At 69.9% G+C, this 15,821-nt stretch carries 15 protein-coding genes and 2 pseudogenes; 9 read left to right on the top strand and 8 right to left on the bottom strand.

Annotated elements, in window-relative coordinates:
• Window position 1 precedes the first annotated feature (1 nt).
• Window positions 2-1,207 carry a DUF222 domain-containing protein gene (locus ACWEIJ_RS22320; RefSeq protein WP_449839118.1) on the top strand — a complete coding sequence of 402 codons (1,206 nt, stop codon included), beginning with the start codon at window positions 2-4 and terminating at the stop codon, window positions 1,205-1,207.
• 110 nt (window positions 1,208-1,317) lie between these two features.
• On the opposite strand, the gene ACWEIJ_RS22315 is transcribed toward ACWEIJ_RS22320, so the two are convergent.
• Window positions 1,318-1,698, bottom strand: a complete 381-nt coding sequence (locus ACWEIJ_RS22315; RefSeq protein ID WP_449839117.1) for an excisionase — start codon at window positions 1,696-1,698, stop codon at window positions 1,318-1,320.
• 65 nt (window positions 1,699-1,763) lie between these two features.
• On the opposite strand from ACWEIJ_RS22315, the pseudogene ACWEIJ_RS22310 reads away from it, so the two are divergent.
• The 3 genes and pseudogenes from ACWEIJ_RS22310 to ACWEIJ_RS22300 all read left to right on the top strand — a co-directional run.
• Window positions 1,764-1,901, top strand: a pseudogene (locus ACWEIJ_RS22310) (Clp protease N-terminal domain-containing protein); the annotation flags it as partial.
• Window positions 1,902-1,988: 87 nt separating this feature from the next.
• Window positions 1,989-2,183 (top strand): annotated as a pseudogene (locus tag ACWEIJ_RS22305) (Clp protease N-terminal domain-containing protein); the annotation flags it as partial.
• Window positions 2,178-2,714, top strand: a complete 537-nt coding sequence (locus tag ACWEIJ_RS22300; protein WP_449839236.1) for a Clp protease N-terminal domain-containing protein — start codon at window positions 2,178-2,180, stop codon at window positions 2,712-2,714. The pseudogene ACWEIJ_RS22305 and the gene ACWEIJ_RS22300, both read left to right, overlap by 6 nt.
• On the opposite strand, the gene ACWEIJ_RS22295 is transcribed toward ACWEIJ_RS22300, so the two are convergent.
• From ACWEIJ_RS22295 to ACWEIJ_RS22270, 6 genes are read right to left on the bottom strand one after another with little or no spacing between them, the layout of a single operon-like run.
• Window positions 2,700-3,842: a lipid-transfer protein gene (locus ACWEIJ_RS22295; protein ID WP_449839116.1), complete on the bottom strand. Its 1,143-nt coding sequence runs from the start codon at window positions 3,840-3,842 to the stop codon at window positions 2,700-2,702. The genes ACWEIJ_RS22300 and ACWEIJ_RS22295 overlap by 15 nt on opposite strands.
• Entirely contained in the window at window positions 3,839-4,222 is a 384-nt protein-coding gene (locus ACWEIJ_RS22290) for a MaoC family dehydratase (RefSeq protein ID WP_449839115.1), read from the bottom strand. The genes ACWEIJ_RS22295 and ACWEIJ_RS22290 overlap by 4 nt, the downstream gene beginning before the upstream one ends.
• On the bottom strand, window positions 4,209-5,093 hold the full coding sequence (locus ACWEIJ_RS22285) for a bifunctional MaoC family dehydratase N-terminal/OB-fold nucleic acid binding domain-containing protein (protein WP_449839235.1): 885 nt from the start codon (window positions 5,091-5,093) through the stop codon (window positions 4,209-4,211). Before ACWEIJ_RS22285 ends, ACWEIJ_RS22290 begins: the two co-directional genes overlap by 14 nt.
• Window positions 5,093-6,220, bottom strand: coding sequence for an acyl-CoA dehydrogenase family protein (locus ACWEIJ_RS22280; protein WP_449839114.1), 1,128 nt, complete (start codon window positions 6,218-6,220; stop codon window positions 5,093-5,095). Before ACWEIJ_RS22280 ends, ACWEIJ_RS22285 begins: the two co-directional genes overlap by 1 nt.
• The gene (locus tag ACWEIJ_RS22275; protein ID WP_449839113.1) at window positions 6,210-7,172 is read right to left on the bottom strand and encodes an acyl-CoA dehydrogenase family protein; all 963 of its coding nucleotides are present in this window, start codon (window positions 7,170-7,172) and stop codon (window positions 6,210-6,212) included. Before ACWEIJ_RS22275 ends, ACWEIJ_RS22280 begins: the two co-directional genes overlap by 11 nt.
• On the bottom strand, window positions 7,172-9,073 hold the full coding sequence (locus ACWEIJ_RS22270; RefSeq protein WP_449839112.1) for an acyl-CoA dehydrogenase family protein: 1,902 nt from the start codon (window positions 9,071-9,073) through the stop codon (window positions 7,172-7,174). The genes ACWEIJ_RS22275 and ACWEIJ_RS22270 overlap by 1 nt, the downstream gene beginning before the upstream one ends.
• Before the next feature lie 158 nt (window positions 9,074-9,231).
• Here ACWEIJ_RS22270 and kstR point away from each other — a divergent pair, with 158 nt between their 5' ends.
• The 5 genes from kstR (at window position 9,232) to ACWEIJ_RS22245 (ending at window position 14,099) form a co-directional block, all read left to right on the top strand.
• On the top strand, window positions 9,232-9,807 hold the full coding sequence (kstR, locus tag ACWEIJ_RS22265; protein WP_449839234.1) for a cholesterol catabolism transcriptional regulator KstR: 576 nt from the start codon (window positions 9,232-9,234) through the stop codon (window positions 9,805-9,807).
• A 24-nt stretch (window positions 9,808-9,831) separates the two neighbouring features.
• On the top strand, window positions 9,832-10,236 hold the full coding sequence (locus ACWEIJ_RS22260; protein WP_449839111.1) for a hypothetical protein: 405 nt from the start codon (window positions 9,832-9,834) through the stop codon (window positions 10,234-10,236).
• Window positions 10,237-10,522: 286 nt separating this feature from the next.
• On the top strand, window positions 10,523-10,978 hold the full coding sequence (locus ACWEIJ_RS22255; RefSeq protein ID WP_449839233.1) for a (2Fe-2S)-binding protein: 456 nt from the start codon (window positions 10,523-10,525) through the stop codon (window positions 10,976-10,978).
• Window positions 10,978-11,958, top strand: a complete 981-nt coding sequence (locus tag ACWEIJ_RS22250) for an FAD binding domain-containing protein (protein WP_449839110.1) — start codon at window positions 10,978-10,980, stop codon at window positions 11,956-11,958. The genes ACWEIJ_RS22255 and ACWEIJ_RS22250 overlap by 1 nt, the downstream gene beginning before the upstream one ends.
• Complete coding sequence (locus ACWEIJ_RS22245) at window positions 11,955-14,099, top strand: xanthine dehydrogenase family protein molybdopterin-binding subunit (protein ID WP_449839109.1); 2,145 nt, start codon at window positions 11,955-11,957, stop codon at window positions 14,097-14,099. Before ACWEIJ_RS22250 ends, ACWEIJ_RS22245 begins: the two co-directional genes overlap by 4 nt.
• A 10-nt stretch (window positions 14,100-14,109) precedes the next feature.
• Here ACWEIJ_RS22245 and ACWEIJ_RS22240 read toward each other — a convergent pair whose 3' ends face one another.
• Window positions 14,110-15,807, bottom strand: coding sequence for a cation:proton antiporter (locus ACWEIJ_RS22240; protein ID WP_449839108.1), 1,698 nt, complete (start codon window positions 15,805-15,807; stop codon window positions 14,110-14,112).
• Window positions 15,808-15,821: the final 14 nt, after the last annotated feature.

Genomic DNA, 15,821 nt, shown 5'->3' with positions numbered 1-15,821 from the left:
CGTGATCGAACCAGACCTTCCTCTTCTCTCTACCGGCGAGCTGCTGAGCAGTCTCGTCGGTGAGGTGGTGGAGATTCGGGCTCGTGAACACGCGGTGATGCGGAGAATTGCCGAGTTGGATCGGCGTGGTGCCGCGAGTGAGCTTGGGTACAAGGATTTGGCTCAGGTGTTGCAGCACGCGGTCCGGTGGAGTCGGAATGCCGCCAAGCAGTGGGTGGTGAATGCCGGGCTGCTGGGGTCGGGGATCACGCCGACCGGGAGTGAGATCACTGCCGAGCTTCCGGTGACCGCGTCGGCGGCGGCCGAGGGCGCGCTGTCGGTCGAGCATGTCGCGGTGGTCGGCGAGGTGATGAAGGAGCTGCCCGCCGAGTACGAGGAGACCGTGGTCGACCTCGCGCGCGAGCACGATCCGGTGGCGTTGCGGGGGTTGGGCCGCAAGCTGGTCTACGCGCTGCTTCAGAACGATCCGGAACCACGTGACCGTGAGCCGGTGCGGCAGGTCAACCAGCATGTGATGCGCTGGAAGGGCGACCAGCTGGAGATCCGGGCGACGCTGGACAAGGTCACCGGCGCCCAGTACGAGGCGCTGCTGGACCCGCTGGCGAAACCGCGCCCCACCACGGCCGAGGAAGGTCCGGATCCGCGCTCGCGTGCCGAGCGCGAGGGCGATGCGCTGGCCGGGCTGGTCGATCTCATGCTGCGCGCCGATCAGTTGCCCGAGCACGGTGGTGAGCCGGTCACGTTGACGGTGACGGTGCGCTATGAGGACCTGGCGGGCAAGCTCGGTCAGGGCATGCTGGACAACGGCGAGCGCGTCCCCGCCGCGGAGGTGCGTCGCCTGGCGTGCAGCGCGGGAATCATCCCGCTGGTGCTGGGGGAGAAGTCGCAGCCGATGGACATCGGCCGCAAGACCCGCAGCTTCCCCGCCGGAATCCGTCGCGTCCTGGTCGCCCGCGACAAGGGCTGCGCGTTCCCCGGTTGTGACAGACCGCCGAAACAGTGCGACGCGCACCATATCCAGCACTGGGCGAACGGCGGCGACACGTCAGTCAAGAATGCCGTGCTGCTCTGCCGACACCACCACACACTGATCCATCAAAGTGAGTGGGAAGTGAAAATGGTGCACGGCATCCCGACGTTCTACCCGCCCGCCTGGCTCGACCCGCAGCAAAAACCGAGACGCAACCTGATCAACTCGGTCGCGTGACCGCCCAGCCCGGCTTTTGAAGACCGAAAAGCATCTCGCCAGAGCTCGAAGTCAAGCCTCAATCGCAATTGTCGCGAAGCGGCGATGAAATGACCAACGCTCGTCAGCGATCAGGCAGACGGCTGAGACTCTGGCGGCGATCTCCGTTCCAGCGCCGCCAGCCGCAGCTCCAACTGGTCCACCCGGTGCCGCAACAACGTCACCTGCGCTTCGAGGCTGACCTCGCGTTCCGCCCGCCGCTGAATCCGGGGCGACCTGGCGGCGCGCTCCACGACGGCGTCGAGCGGCACCAGCCGCTGCGGTCCGTTCGGGCCGTCGACCAGCCGGGACTCGATCTCCCCGTTGCGGTACCAGGACCGCAGGGCCGAGCGGGACACCCCGGTCTCCGCCTCGGCCTGCGCGAGCGACACCCACGGCGTGTCCTCCAGTTGCGCGAACAGTTGCAGCTCTTCGCGCCACTTCGCGAGCCGTTCGTCCCAGTCGCTTACCATTGGTAGACCACCCTGTCAGTGACAGCGCATTGACAGGGTCAATCATAGGCGCGCACGCTCGTTTCATGTTTGAGCGATTCACGGGGGAGGCCCGCCAGGTCGTCGTGCACTCTCAGGACGCCGCGCGGGAGTTGCAGCACAAGTACATCGGGACCGAGCACGTCCTGCTCGGCCTGTTCGCCACACCGGCCAGCGTGCCGGCCAGGGTGCTCCACCAGTTCGGGTTCACCAAGGAGTCGATCACCACCGACCTGCTCGAGATCGTGCAGCGGGGCACCGAACCGGGACAGAAGGGGCACATCCCGTTCACCACGAGAGCGAAGAAGGTCCTCGAGCTGGCGTTGCGCGAGGCGATGAGCCTCGGCCACAACCACATCGGGGCCGAGCACATCCTGCTCGGACTGATCAGGGAGGGCGAAGGGGTCGCGGCGAAGATCCTCGCGAAGCACGTCGGCGATCTGAGCCGGTTGCGCAACGTCGTGCTGGGGGAGATCGCCGAACCGACCGCCCGCGCGCACAAGGCGACGACCGCCGCCGACGAGGCGTACGCCGCGGCGCAGGCGCTGGCCGGTGCGGGCCCGGTCGGCAGCCACCACCTGCTGGAAGCGCTGATCAGGTCCGAGGGGAGCATGGCGGCCCGCGTCCTCGCGGACCTCGGCATCGACCCGGACGTGATCGCCGCGAAGATCGACGAGCTCGATCCGGAGACCACCACTGACGCCACGCCGGAGGAGGCGGCGGCGCGCAAGATGGAGCTGCGGTTCACGGAAGGCGAGGTGCAGCTGGTGTTCCGCGACGAGCAGACCATCGACCTGGTCCGGAAGATCACCGAGGTGACCGGCGGGCCGATCCGGGGCACCGGTCCGGTCGCCGGCACCTTCGTGCCGCTCTGGTCGTCGACGAACGACCTGCTGCTCCAGCTCCTCGGCTACCTCCAGGCCGAGCCGGACGAGGAGGCCAAGGGAGTGCTGAAGATGGTGCGCAAGGTGATGCGCGACCGGCTACGACGAGCCTAGGACCAACCCGCTGGTCGGTACGCCCGTGCCCGCGGTGACCAGGACGTGCTCGACGTCGGCGACCTGGTTCACCGCGGTGCCGCGGACCTGGCGCACGCCTTCGGCGATGCCGTTCATGCCGTGCAGGTAGGCCTCGCCGAGCTGGCCGCCGTGCGGGTTGAGCGGCAACGCTCCGTCCAGCTCCAGGGCACCGGAGGCGATGAAGTCCTTGGCCTCGCCCCGGCCGCAGAAGCCCAGTTCCTCCAGCTGCACCAGCACGAACGGGGTGAAGTGGTCGTAGAGCACCGCGACATCCACATCGGACGGACCGATGCCCGACCTCTCCCACAACCCCCTTGCCACCACGCCCATCTCGGGCAACCTGGTCAGGTCGTCGCGGTAGTAGCTCGTCATCGTGAACTGGTCCGGGCCACTGCCCTGCGTGGCGGCCTTGATGTGCGCGGACTTCTGGGGCAGATCGCGGGCGCGTTCCGCCGACGCGACCACCAGGGCCACCCCGCCGTCGGTCTCCTGGCAGCAGTCGAGCAGCCGCAGCGGTTCGGCGATCCAGCGCGACGCCTGGTGGTCCGCCAGCGTGATCGGGCGGTTGTGGAACCACGCGTGCGGGTTCGTGGCGGCGTGCTTGCGGTCGATCACGGCGATCCGGCCGAAGTCCTCGGAAGTCGCGCCGTACTCGTGCATGTACCGGCGGGCGAACATCGCGACCATCGCGGCCGGGGTGCCCAGCCCCATCGGGTACGACCAGCTGTTGTCGATGTTCGCGGCGGCCGCGGTCTGCACCTGGCCGAACCGGTGGCCGGAACGCTCGTTGAAGGCGCGGTAGCAGACGACGACCTTCGCCGCACCGGTCTGCACGGCCATCGCGGCCTGCTGGACGGTCGCGCACGCCGCCCCGCCGCCGTAGTGGACGCGGCTGAAGAACGTCAGCTCCGGGATGCCCAGCTCGCGCGCGACCGCGATCTCGGCGTTGGTGTCCATGGTGAAGCTGACCAGTCCGTCCACATCGGACGGTGTGAGCCCGGCGTCCTGGAGCGCGGCCCTGACCGCCTCGGCGGCCAGCTGGAGCTCGCTGCGGCCGGAGTCCTTCGAGAAGTCGGTCGCGCCGATGCCGACGATCGCGGCGTTCATGCCGGCACCTCGATCTTCACGGTTCCGGTGACGTGGTCGCCGTGCCCGGTCCTGCCGACGACCTCGATCACCACGTCCTGGTCGTCCCTGGAGAGGATCTGGCCGAAGAACTTCAGCGTGTCGTAGGCGTAGCAGGGGGCGCCGAGCCGGATGTTGATCTGACGCACCAGCACTTCCGGGCCCGCCCAGTCCGTGACGTACCGCTGCACCAGGCCGGTCGTCGTCAGGATGTTGATGAAGATGTCCTTCGAGCCGCGCTGGACCGCGAGGTCGCGGTCGTGGTGCACGTCCTGGAAGTCCCGAGTCGCGATCGCGGTGCTGATCACGAACGTCGGCGTGGCCTCGACGTGCCACTCGGGCAGGGAATCACCGGTCCGCACGGGGCCTCCAGCTCGGCATCGTGAGTTCGTCGTCGACCTTCGTGAACACGACCTCGACCGGCAGGCCGATGCTCGGTTCGCCCTGGAACTCGCCGAGCATCCGCACGCCCTCGTCCAGCTCGACCAGGGCGATCACGAACGGGGTCTGCCTGCCGGGCACCTGCGGGTGGTGGTGCACGACGTAGCTGTAGATCACGCCGCGGCCGTCCGAGACGAGGTACTTCGGTTTGGTGGCACCGCATTCCGGGCACATCGGGCCGGGCGGGTGCCGGAGCAGGCCGCAGCCGCCGCACCGCTGGATGCGGAGCTCGCCTTCACGGCAGCCTGCCCAGAAGTACTCGGTGTCGCGGTTGACGGAGGGCCGGATGACCTGGGTTTGCGGTGGTGCGGGCGCTGGTTCGGGTTTCGCCGCGGGACGGAACTTGAGCACCCGGAACCGCATCTCCGCGACCGCCTCGTCACCCACCCACCACGTGCTGCGGGTCGTGACGAACCAGCCCTCCCCCAGCCCGGTCTTCTTCGGACCGGTCACGTCCTCCAGGCTCGTGGTCACCGAGACGTGCTCGCCGACCCTGAGGTAGCGGTGGTAGGTCTGGTCGCTGTTCGTCGCCACGACCGAGGTGAACCCGGCCTCGTCGAGGATCTTCATCATCGCGCCGAGCGGGTCGTCCAGGGTGCGCTGGCCGTGCAGCCCGGCCATCGTCCACACCTGGACCATCGCGGGCGGCGCGACCTCGGTGTAGCCGGGGTGCCGGTCGCCGATGGCCTCCAGCCAGTTGTTGATCATCGGCAGGTTCACCGGGTCACGTGCCAGCCGCGGCGCCGACTCACCTCGTTCGGCGATGCGCGCGGCTTCCTTCTCGATGTCGATCATCGCACCACCCGAGGCAGTCCCAGTCCGATGTTGGCGATCAGCTCGCGCTGGATCTCGTTCACTCCCCCGCCGAACGTCAGCACGAGGTTGCGCCGCGCCTGCACGTCCAGCCACCGCACCAGTTCCTCGCTGGCACCGTGCCGTCCCACCAGCTCTTCGAGCAGCCGGCCGACGCGCTGGGTTCGGTCCGCGGCGAACACCTTGGTGGCACTGGCGTCCGCGACCTCCACCTCACCGCTCGCGACCTGCCAGTTGAGCAGCTCGTTCACCCGGTGCACCGCGCGTGCCTCGGCGAGCGCCCGCCGCACGTCGGGCAGGTCGAGCAGCTGCCGTTCGCGGGCCCAGTCGTGCACGCGTCCCAGCAGCGCGCCGAGCCGGCCGGCCGGGCCGAGCATCACGCGCTCGTGGTTGAGCTGGGTGGTGATCAACCGCCAGCCCTTGTTCTCCTCGCCGACCCTGCGGTTCTCCGGCACGCGCACGTCGTTGTAGTAGGTCGCGTTGACGTGGTGCGCACCGTCGCAGGTGATGATCGGCGTCCACGAGTAGCCGGGGTCGGTGGTGTCGACGATGAGGATCGTGATGCCCTTGTGCCGCGAGTCCGGTGCGCCGGTGCGGCAGGCCAGCCACACGTGGTCGGCGTCGTGCCCGCCGGTGGTGAACGTCTTCTGCCCGTTAACGACGTAGTGGTCGCCGTCGCGGACCGCCTTGGTGCGCAACGCGGCCAGGTCCGTGCCGGCGTCGGGTTCGGTGTAGCCGATGGCGAAGTGGAGGTCGCCGCTGAGGATGCGCGGCAGGAAGAAGTCCTTCTGCTCCTGCGTGCCGAACGCCTGCAGCGTCGGCCCGACCGTCTGCAACGTCACGTACGGCAGCGGCACGTCGGCCCGCGCCGCCTCGTTGACGAAGATCTGCTGCTCGACCGGCCCGAACCCCTTGCCGCCGTACTCCCGCGGCCACCCGACGCCGAGCCTCCCGTCGCGCCCGAGCCTGCGCACCAGCTCGCGATAGGTCCGGCCGTGCCGCTCGGTGAGCATCGCCTCGCGCTCCTCCGCGGACATGACGTTCGCGAAGTACTCGCGCAGCTCGTCCCGCAGCCTGCGCTGGTCGGCGGTCAGGTCAATGAACATCGATGGCTCCCAAGCGGTGCTCCACTCCGCCGACGAACCGCGTCAGCTCCTTGGCCATGCCGTAGTAGCGGTGCATCGGGTAGGTGATGTCGAGGCCGAGCCCGCCGTGCAGGTGGTGACAGCTGTGCACGGCCGGCAGCGCTTCCGCCGCGAGCCAGTAGGCCGCGGTGGCGAGGTCGTTGTCGTTGAGGCTCCAGCAAGCGGAGAGCGTGGCGAGATGCAGCGTGCGGGCGGCGATGTAGACGTCCGCGACCTGGCACGCGGCGGCCTGGAACGTCGAGAGCGGCTTGCCGAACTGGTGCCGCGTGCCGACGTGCCGCACCGTGAGATCGAGGGCACCGGCCAGCACGCCGTCCGCGACCGCGCACGCCCCGGCCAGCGCGTATCGGCGCAGATCCGCGGCCGCACCCGCCAGTTCCTCACCGCGGGCGCCCTCGAACCGCACGGTACCGTCCGATATGGACACACCGGGCTGCCCGGGATCGACGACGTGGACGCCGCGGTCCGTGCTCACGAGAATCCGCCGTGCTTCGGCGGCGTGCGGCACGTTGATCTTCACCCCGAAGATCCCGTCCGGTCCGGCCGTGGTGCCCGGCTCGGCGGGCAGCGGATGGGACGGTTCGCTGAGCGCCGCCGTGAGCACGCCGTGCTGCTCGGTGACCAGCGGGAGCAGTTCGTCCTGTTGCGCGGCGGTCCCGTGCTTGACGATCGGCAGCACGCCCAACGCCAGCGTCGCCAGCGCGGGCACGTCCACCGCGCGGCGGCCGACCTCGGTCAGCAGGACGGCGGTCTCCAGGACGCCGAGCCCGTCGCCGCCCAGCCGTGCCGGCACGGCCAGAGCCAGCAAACCGGCCTCTGCCAGGGCTTTCCAGGGCGTGCCGCTCTCCCTGCCCAGCACGTCGGCCGCCAGTCCGGCGATCTCCCGCTGGGTGTCGTCGAGCTCGAAGTCCATCACGGCTCCCTCGGCAGTCCGAGAATTCGTTCGCCGGCCAGATTCATCAGCACCTGCGTCGTGCCACCCGCGATGCTCAGGCACCGCGTCAACAGGAACTCGTGCACCGCCTCGCCGTCCACGGCCCCGTCCGGCCCGAGCAGCTCGACCGCGAACTCCGCGACGTCCTGCCGGTGCCGCACCCCCACCAGCTTGCGCACGCTGGACTCCGCGCCCGGCTCCTGCCCGCTCAGCACCCGCAGGCTCGCCCGCAGGTCCAGCACCGACACCGCCAGTCCTTCCGCCACCAGCGCACCGAGCCGTTCGGCGTGGTCAGCGGCAGCCGGAGAGCCGAGAACCTGTTCCAGCGGCTCGCCCAGCGACGATCCGCGCCCCATCGCGACACGCTCGTTGGCCAAGGTGGTGCGCGCCAGGCGCCAGCCGTCGTTCACCTCGCCGACCACGCAGTCGTCCGGCACGAACACCTCGTCGAGGAAGACCTCGTTGAACCGCGCGTCGCCGGTGATCTCCCGCAACGGCCGCACGTCGACGCCGGCGGACTTCATGTCGACCAGGAAGTACGTGATCCCCTTGTGCTTGGGCACCGACGAGTCGGTGCGGGCGAGGCAGATCGCCCAGTCGGCCTCGTGCGCGAGCGACGTCCACACCTTCTGCCCGGTGAGCCGCCAGCCGCCGTCCACCCGCACGGCCTTGGTGCGCAACGACGCCAGGTCCGAACCGGCCTCGGGCTCGCTGAACAGCTGGCACCAGGTGAGCTCGCCGCGCAACGTCGGTCGCACGAAACGTTCCTGCTGCTCAGGGGTTCCGTGACGGAGGATCGTCGGCCCGGCCCAGCCGCCGATCACGAGGTCCGGCCTGCGCACCCCGGCGCGGGCGAACTCGTCGTCGATCACCAGCTGCCGTGCCGGGTCCGCGTCCAGCCCGTACGGCCGCGGCCAGTGCGGCACCAGGAACCCGCTGTCCGCCAGCCTTTCCCGCTGTTCACCCGGCGCCAGCCCGGCGAGCTCCTCGGCGAACGCCCGCACTTCCGGATCACCCGAGATCTCCACGGTGTGCGTGCGGCGCACGCCCTGCAACGCCAGCTCCGCGACCCGCCGCCGCCACCGCGCGACCCCGCCCGCCAGCTGCTGCAACGCCAACGCCCGCCGCAGGTACCGATGGGCGTCGTGCTCCCAGGTGAACCCGATCCCGCCCAGCACCTGGATGCAGTCCTTGGCGTTGCGCACCGCCGCGTCCAGCGCCACGGCCGCCGCCACCGCCGCGGCCAGCGGGTGTTCGTCCTCGCCGACCGAACCGGCCGCGTCCCAGGCGACCGAACTCGCCTGCTCGGCCCGGCACAGCATCTCGACGCACAGGTGCTTCACGGCCTGGAACGACCCGATCGCCCGCCCGAACTGCTGCCGTTGCCGGGCATACGAGACGGCGGTGTTCAGGCACCACGCGGCGACTCCGCTCGCCTCGGCCGCCATCAACGTGATCGCGAGATCCGTCGGGTCGTCGACCTCGACACCGGGTTCGGTGACGACCACCGAGCCCAGCGACCGCGAGAGGTCGACGGCGTCGAGCTCGGTCACCTGCGCGACGGGCGCGAGCCTCCAGGAGTCCGTTCTCAGCAACACGTGCGTGGCTTCGGCCGCACCGACGACGTGATGAGACGAGAAGCCGAACCCCGCGATCCCCTCGAACCCGGGCTGCAGCACCGACACCAGCGCCGTGGGCAGCAACGGCCCCGGCACGAGGTTCTCCGCCGCCCGCTCCAGCATCACCGCGAGATCGGCGACCGTGCCGCCCTCCCGCGTCACCTCGAAGAACCCGACCCGGACGAGGTCAGCCCACTCGCCCTTGGCCGCGTCCACACTGTCCCGCAACGCTCGTTGTTCCCCGGTCGTGGCGATCGGCATGCGGCCTCCTCCATACGTGAAGGAGTTTATAGAACGTGTTCTAATTCGGGCAACAGATCATGGGCGCGAAACCGATCGAGTAGGATGTGAGGGCAGCTGCAACACGTTTCAGGAGGATCATCTCCGTGTCACCTTCGAAGTCGCGCACGGACGCGCTGATGGCGGGCGAGGAGCTCAGCTCCGCGGCCCAGCGCGAACGGCGCAAGAGGATCGTCGACGCGACCATCGCGCTGGCGTCCAAGGGCGGGTTCGACGCCGTCCAGATGCGCGCCGTCGCCGACCGGGCGGACGTCGCGCTGGGCACGTTGTACCGCTACTTCCCGTCGAAGGTCCACCTGCTCGTGTCGAGCCTCGGCGTCGAACTGGAACGCGCCCAGGAGAAGATGGACCGCGCCACCGTTCCCGGCGACAGCCCCTACGAGCGCGTGCTGTTCGTGCTCGGCCGCATCACCAGGGGCCTGCAGCGCAACCCGCACCTCACCGAGGCGATGACCCGCGCGTTCACCTTCGCCGACGCCTCCGCGGGCGCCGAGGTCGACCGCGTCGCGTGGCTGATGGAGAGCATGTTCACCCGCGCGATGAGCGCCGAGGAACCCACCGACGAGCAGAAGGCCATCGCCCGCGTGATCGGCGACGTGTGGCTGTCGAACCTGGTCGCCTGGGTGACGCGCCGCGCCACGGCCACCGACGTCGCGAACCGCCTCGAACTCACCGTGCGCCTGCTGCTGAAGTGAGCCGAGCACAATAGGGTCCGTCCTGTGAAGACGCTCGTGATCGTGCTCGGCGTGCTGGCCGTGGTCGGCGGCGGCACGGTGGTGCTGGTGCAGCAGTTCGGCGGCTGGAACACGCTGGTCGGCAAGGCCTGGGCGATCACCTACGAGGTGACGACCGAACCCGCCACCGCCACCCCCATGCAGGTCGAGTACCTGAGCAACACCGACCGCTACAAGAAGGAAACGCCGCACGCCGTCGCCAAGGCCGTCCCCGTCCCGTTCACGGAGGAGGTGGTCGTCAACGCCGGCGAGAAGGCCGAGATCATCGCGACGCCCAACGGCGATCAGGTGCTGACGTGCCGCATCCTGCTCGACGGCGAGAAGGTGCTGGCGTCCTCGACCTCCGCGCCAGGGCAGAAGGTCACCTGCACGACGATCACCGCGAGCTGATTCAGCGGGGTGAACGCCCAAGCGACCACAATTCCCGCAAAACGCCAAGATTCATCGGATCTCTGGCACCGAAACTGACGTTACCGGCGAGATTCGGCGCCTTGGCGCATTGACCCATCGGATCGATACTGCTTGTGTGGCCCCGAGCACAGGGGGTCACATGACAACCAGCAGGCGGCAGTTCTTCGGTCAGGCGGCGGCGGTCTCGGCCGGAGTCGCGCTCACGTCGTCCGCGGTCGAGGCGGTCGCGGCGGTCGGCACGCCGGACACCGCGGGGCTCGTCGAGGTGGCGTTCAAGGTCAACGGCGAGCGCCGGAAGCTCAGCATCGACCCGCGGGTGACGCTGCTGGACGCGCTCAGGGAACGGCTGCAGCTCACCGGCACGAAGAAGGGCTGCGACCGCGGGCAGTGCGGCGCGTGCACGGTCCACGTCGACGACCGGCGCGTGCTGTCGTGCCTCACGCTGGCGGCCACCTTGCAGGGCAAGGAAGTCACCACGATCGAGGGGATCGCGGACGGCGACGAGCTGCATCCGGTGCAGCAGGCGTTCATCGACCACGACGGCTTCCAGTGCGGGTTCTGCACGTCCGGGCAGATCATGTCCGCGGTGAAGGTCGTCGAGGAACGCGGGATCCGCACCGACGACCAGATCCGGGAGGCCATGTCCGGCAACATCTGCCGCTGCGGCGCCTACCCGAACATCCTGGAAGCGATCAAGCAGGCCAAGGGCGGTGAGCGCTGATGCACGCGTTCGACTACGCCTCGGCGGCGACCGTCGCCGACGCCCTCAAGCTGGCCCGGCCGGGGTCGGCGTTCCTCGCCGGCGGCACCACGCTGGTCGACCTGATGAAGCTCGACGTCCTGACGCCGGACCGGGTCATCGACGTCAACCGGCTGCCGCTCAAGGGCATCCGGCTGCACGCGGGCGCGGTGCGGATCGGCGCGCTGGAGCGGATGAGCGACGTCGCCGCGCATCCGGTCGTCACCGCGACCCACCCGATGATCTCCCGCGCGTTGCTGCTCAGCGCGTCCGGCCAGCTGCGGAACATGGCGAGCATCGGCGGCAACCTGATGCAGCGCACCCGGTGCGACTACTTCCGCGACGTCACGTCGGCGTGCAACAAACGGCTGCCGGGCAGCGGATGCCCGGCGCTGACCGGGAACAACCGCGGCCACGCGATCCTCGGCACCAGCGACGCGTGCGCCGCGACGCACGCCAGCGATGTCGCCGTCGCGTTCGCCGCGCTGGAGGCCCAGGTCGTGCTCAGGAGCAGGGACGGCGACCGGACCGTGCCGCTGGAGGACTTCTACCGGCTGCCCGGCAGCACGCCGGAACGGGAGAACGTGCTCGGACCGGGCGAGCTGATCGCCGAGGTCGTCGTGCCGGTTCTGCCGTGGGCCCAGCGGCACTCCACGTACCTCAAGATCCGCGATCGGCAGTCCTGCGAGTTCGCGCTCACCTCCGTCGCGGCGGCGGTGCACCTCAAACGCGGTGTCGTCCAGGACGTCCGGCTCGCCGCGGGCGGTGTGGGCACGAAACCGTGGCGGCTGCGCGCCGTCGAAGAGCGGCTGAAGGGCGGCGTGGCGGTGGAACGGACGTTCGCGGACGCTGCCGAGTCCGCTGTGGACGGAGCACGGCCGTTGGCGCACAACGCGTTCAAAACCAGTCTGTTGAAGCGCACGATCGTCCGCGCCCTGCTCGACGCGGCGGGTGTGCGGTGATCGGGCAGCCCGTCGACCGGGTCGACGGCCGCATCAAGGTCACCGGGGCGGCACCGTACGCCGCCGACACCAAGATCCCCGGCGTCGCTTACGGCTACCTGGTCACGAGCACCGTCGGCCGCGGCCAGATCACCGCGATGGACACGAGCGCGGCGCTGGCCTCCCCCGGCGTGCTGGCCGTGTACACGCCGTTCAACCCGTTGAAGCTCTTCGCGTACGTCCAGGAGCAGAACGACGAGCGCTTCCCCCCGTTGCAGGACAAGGAGGTGCGCTTCTTCGGCCAGGCCATCGGGTTCGTCGTCGCCGAGACGTGGGAACAGGCCCGTGACGCCGCCGGGCTGGTCACCGCGACCTACGAGCAGCAGCCGCCGGTCACCGACTTCCCCGGGCCGGCGCTGCGCAAGTACGAAGAGGTCGAGGAGGTCGTCGGCACCCAGGCCCTGGGCGACGTCACCTTCACCGCGAGCTACACCACCCCGTTCCAGCACCACTGCGCGATGGAACCGCATGCGACCGTGGCGACCTGGAACGACGACCACCTGACCGTCTACACGGTGTCGCAGGGCGCGCTTCTGGTGCAGCGCAGGCTGTCCGAGACGCTCGGCGTGGACGCGGCCAAGATCCACGTGCTCAGCCCGCACGTCGGCGGCGGGTTCGGCGGCAAGTGGGGCAACTGGGCGCAGGTCCCGCTGGCGTGCGCGGCGGCGAGGGCGCTGAACAGGCCGGTCAAGGCGGCGCTGACGCGTGAGCAGGTGTTCGCGATGGCTGGACACCGCCCGAGGACCAAGCAGACCCTCTCGATGACGTGCACCGCGGACGGCAAGCTGACGTCGATCGTCAACGACGGCGTGACCAGCAGGGGCCTGGGCGGCAACTGGTCCGAGTCTGTCGCGAACTGGACGCTGACCACCTACGCCAGCCCGAACATCCGCGTCACCAAGACGATCGTGCCGCTCAACCTCGGCGCGGCGACCGTGATGCGCGCGCCGGGCGAGGCCAACGGCTCGTTCGCGCTGGAGAGCGCGATGGACGAGCTCGCCGGACAGCTCGGCCTCGATCCGCTGGAACTGCGGCTGCGCAACTACGCCACGCTCGTGCCGAACACCGGGAAACCGTGGTCCGGCAAGCACCTCGACGAGTGCTACCGCCTCGGCGCCGAGGAGTTCGGCTGGGCCGGACGCCCTGGGGAGGTCCGCGCGACCCTCGACGGCGACTGGCTCGTGGGCACCGGCATGGCCACCGCGACCTACGGCTCGGGCCGAGGCCAGGCGTCGGTCAAGGTCCGGCTCCTGCCGGACGGCACGGCGTCGGTCTCCGGCACCGCCGCCGACCTGGGCACCGGTCAGTACACGGTGTTCGCGATCCTGGCCGCCGACGAGCTGGGCATCCCGGTCGCGCGCGTCCGGCCGGAGCTCGGTGACTCCACCTCCCCCGCCGCGGCCAACGCGGGCGGCTCGACGTCGACGGGCACCAACGGTCCGGCCGTTCAGGCCGCCGCGAAGGCCGTGCAGGCCGAACTGGTCAACCTCGCCGTGACCAACCCGCGTTCTCCCTTCTACGGCAAGGATCCCGCGTCGGTCGTCTACCGGGACGGCAGCGTGTCGTCCGGTGGCCTGACCACGAGTTTCGGCACGTTGCTCACGACGTGCGACGTCGGTGGCGTGGAAGCAGTCGGCACCTCGCCCAAGCTCGTCGACCCCGAGCACGGCTTCCGCTCGTTCGGCGCGCACTTCTGCGAGGTCAAAGTCCATCGGCTCACCGGTGAACCACGCGTGACGCGCTGGCTGTCGGTGTGCGACGCGGGCACGATCGTCAACGCCAAGGCGGCTCGCAGCCAGATCCAGGGCGCGGTCGTGATGGGCATCGGCCAGGCGCTGCTGGAGGCCACCGAGGTCGACGCCAGTGCCCGGTTCACCAACGCCAACCTCGCCTCGTACCTCGTACCGGTGCACGCCGACGTCCCGCGCATCGACGTCAGGTTCCTGAACCACCCGGACCCGGTGATCAGCGGGCTGGGCGCCAAGGGCATCGGCGAGCTCGGCATCGTCGGCGTGGCCGGCGCGATCGCGAACGCCGTGCACCACGCGACCGGTGTACGGGTCCGCGATCTGCCGATCACGCTGGACAAACTGCTGGGCTGAGCCGTCGGAGTCAGAAGAAGCGGGTGGCCTGGCCGTCGATGAAGCTCTGGGCGCGTTCCAGGGTGTGCGAGGCGTAGGTGCCGCCGGCCCGCGCCTCCAGCAGGGCGTTCTGCTGGGCCTCCGTCATCATCCGTTGCAGCTCACGGCGTTGGTGCAGCACGCTGTCCTGGTCCTGTTCGACGAACATCTTCTCGACGCCCTCGCTCATCGCGAGCGTGCGTTCCCGCGTCTGTTCCAGCAGCTCGGGGTCGAACTCCCGGCCGTTCTCGCGGCACAGCTCCGGGTTGCCCAGGAAGCTGTGGGTCGCCGCCATCAGCTCGCCCGCCAGGCGCGCGTACTCGCGGCGTTCGTGCTCGTCGTCGTTGCCCCGGATGCCGAGCCACCGGATCACCAGCGGCAACGAGCCGCCCTGCACGACCAGCGTGACGATCGCGACCGTGAAGGCGATCAGGATCAGCTCCGGCCGGTACGGCAGGTCCGTGGGCAGCGTCTGGGCGGCCGCGAGCGTCACGACGCCGCGCATGCCCGACCACGCCAGCACCGCGCCGCCGCGCCAGCTCAGCCCCTCGTTGGCGTAGAACGCCACATCGGCCTGCCTGCGTTGCAGCGCCCGGACACCGCGGTCGTACCGCTTCTCGTCACCGGGGCGCGGACCGCGCGCGACGAATCGGTCCACAAAGGACTCGATCTTGTCGGCGAACGCGTCGGCACGGCGTTGCTGACGGCGCAGCAACGCGATCAGCGGGATCACGAAGGCCCCGCGCAGCACCATCAGGGCGAGCGTCACCAGCAGGCCGAGCACGAGGGTGCGCGCCAGGCCCTCGTTCGCCACGTCGCTGACCACCGACGTGAGCTCGAAGCCCATCAGCAGGAAGACGCCGTTCTCCAGCAGCAGCTGGATCGTGCGCCAGTTCGTCCGTTCGGAGACGCGGTCGTGGGCGGTGAACCTCCGCGCGCTCAGGTGCCCGGTGATCAGGCCGGCGACCACGACCGCCAGCACGCCGGACGCGTGCACCTCCTCGGCCGGGATGAACGCGAGGAACGGCACCACGTACGAGATCGCCGTGGTCAGGACCGGCTGCCCGTGGATCCGCGAGCGCGCCTGCACCGAGGCGATGCCGACCACCGCCCCGATCACCACGCCCACCGACACGGCGAACGCGAAGTCGCCCAAGGCCCCGGCGAAAGAGACGCTGGCCGTGATCGCGACGATCGCCGTGCGCAGCAGCACGAGCGCCGTCGCGTCGTTGACCAGCCCCTCGCCTTCGAGGATCGTCACGAGCCGGGGCGGCAGGCCGAGCTTCTTGCCGATCGACGTGGCGGCGACCGCGTCCGGCGGGCTGACCACCGCGCCCAGTGCGAGCGCGGCGGCGAACCCGAGGTCCGGCACCAGCCACCAGAGCAGCAACCCGGTGCCGAACGCGGACAGGGCCACCAGCACGACCGACAGCGACCCGATGGTCGCGAAGTTGCGCCGGAAGTCCACGACCGGCACGTTCACCGCCGCCGAGTACAGGATCGGCGGCAGCACGACCGTCAGGATCCACTCCGGCCGCACGAAGACGTGCGGTGCGCCGGGCAGCTGGCTGCAGCCCATTCCGACCAGCACCAGCAGCACCGGCGCCGCCACCCCCAGCTTCGGGGCGAAGTACGACACCGCGACGATGATCAGCACGCCCGCGACGGCGAGCAACGCCAGTTCCTGCATGGCGCCCGATCCTG

The sequence above is a fragment of the Lentzea sp. NPDC004789 genome, assembly GCF_053601075.1.
Note: the sequence above shows the minus strand (reverse complement) of the source record. Positions and strands in the feature narration are given on the sequence as shown.

What these genes read in the sequence shown, in the direction of transcription:
- ACWEIJ_RS22280 (WP_449839114.1), bottom strand. Translation starts at nt 6,220, where the DNA reads ATGTTCATTGACCTGACCGCCGACCAGCGCAGGCTGCGGGACGAGCTG.
- ACWEIJ_RS22295 (WP_449839116.1), bottom strand. Translation starts at nt 3,842, where the DNA reads ATGAACGCCGCGATCGTCGGCATCGGCGCGACCGACTTCTCGAAGGAC.
- ACWEIJ_RS22240 (WP_449839108.1), bottom strand. Translation starts at nt 15,807, where the DNA reads ATGCAGGAACTGGCGTTGCTCGCCGTCGCGGGCGTGCTGATCATCGTC.
- kstR (WP_449839234.1), top strand. Translation starts at nt 9,232, where the DNA reads ATGGCGGGCGAGGAGCTCAGCTCCGCGGCCCAGCGCGAACGGCGCAAG.
- ACWEIJ_RS22315 (WP_449839117.1), bottom strand. Translation starts at nt 1,698, where the DNA reads ATGGTAAGCGACTGGGACGAACGGCTCGCGAAGTGGCGCGAAGAGCTG.
- ACWEIJ_RS22275 (WP_449839113.1), bottom strand. Translation starts at nt 7,172, where the DNA reads ATGGACTTCGAGCTCGACGACACCCAGCGGGAGATCGCCGGACTGGCG.
- ACWEIJ_RS22250 (WP_449839110.1), top strand. Translation starts at nt 10,978, where the DNA reads ATGCACGCGTTCGACTACGCCTCGGCGGCGACCGTCGCCGACGCCCTC.
- ACWEIJ_RS22270 (WP_449839112.1), bottom strand. Translation starts at nt 9,073, where the DNA reads ATGCCGATCGCCACGACCGGGGAACAACGAGCGTTGCGGGACAGTGTG.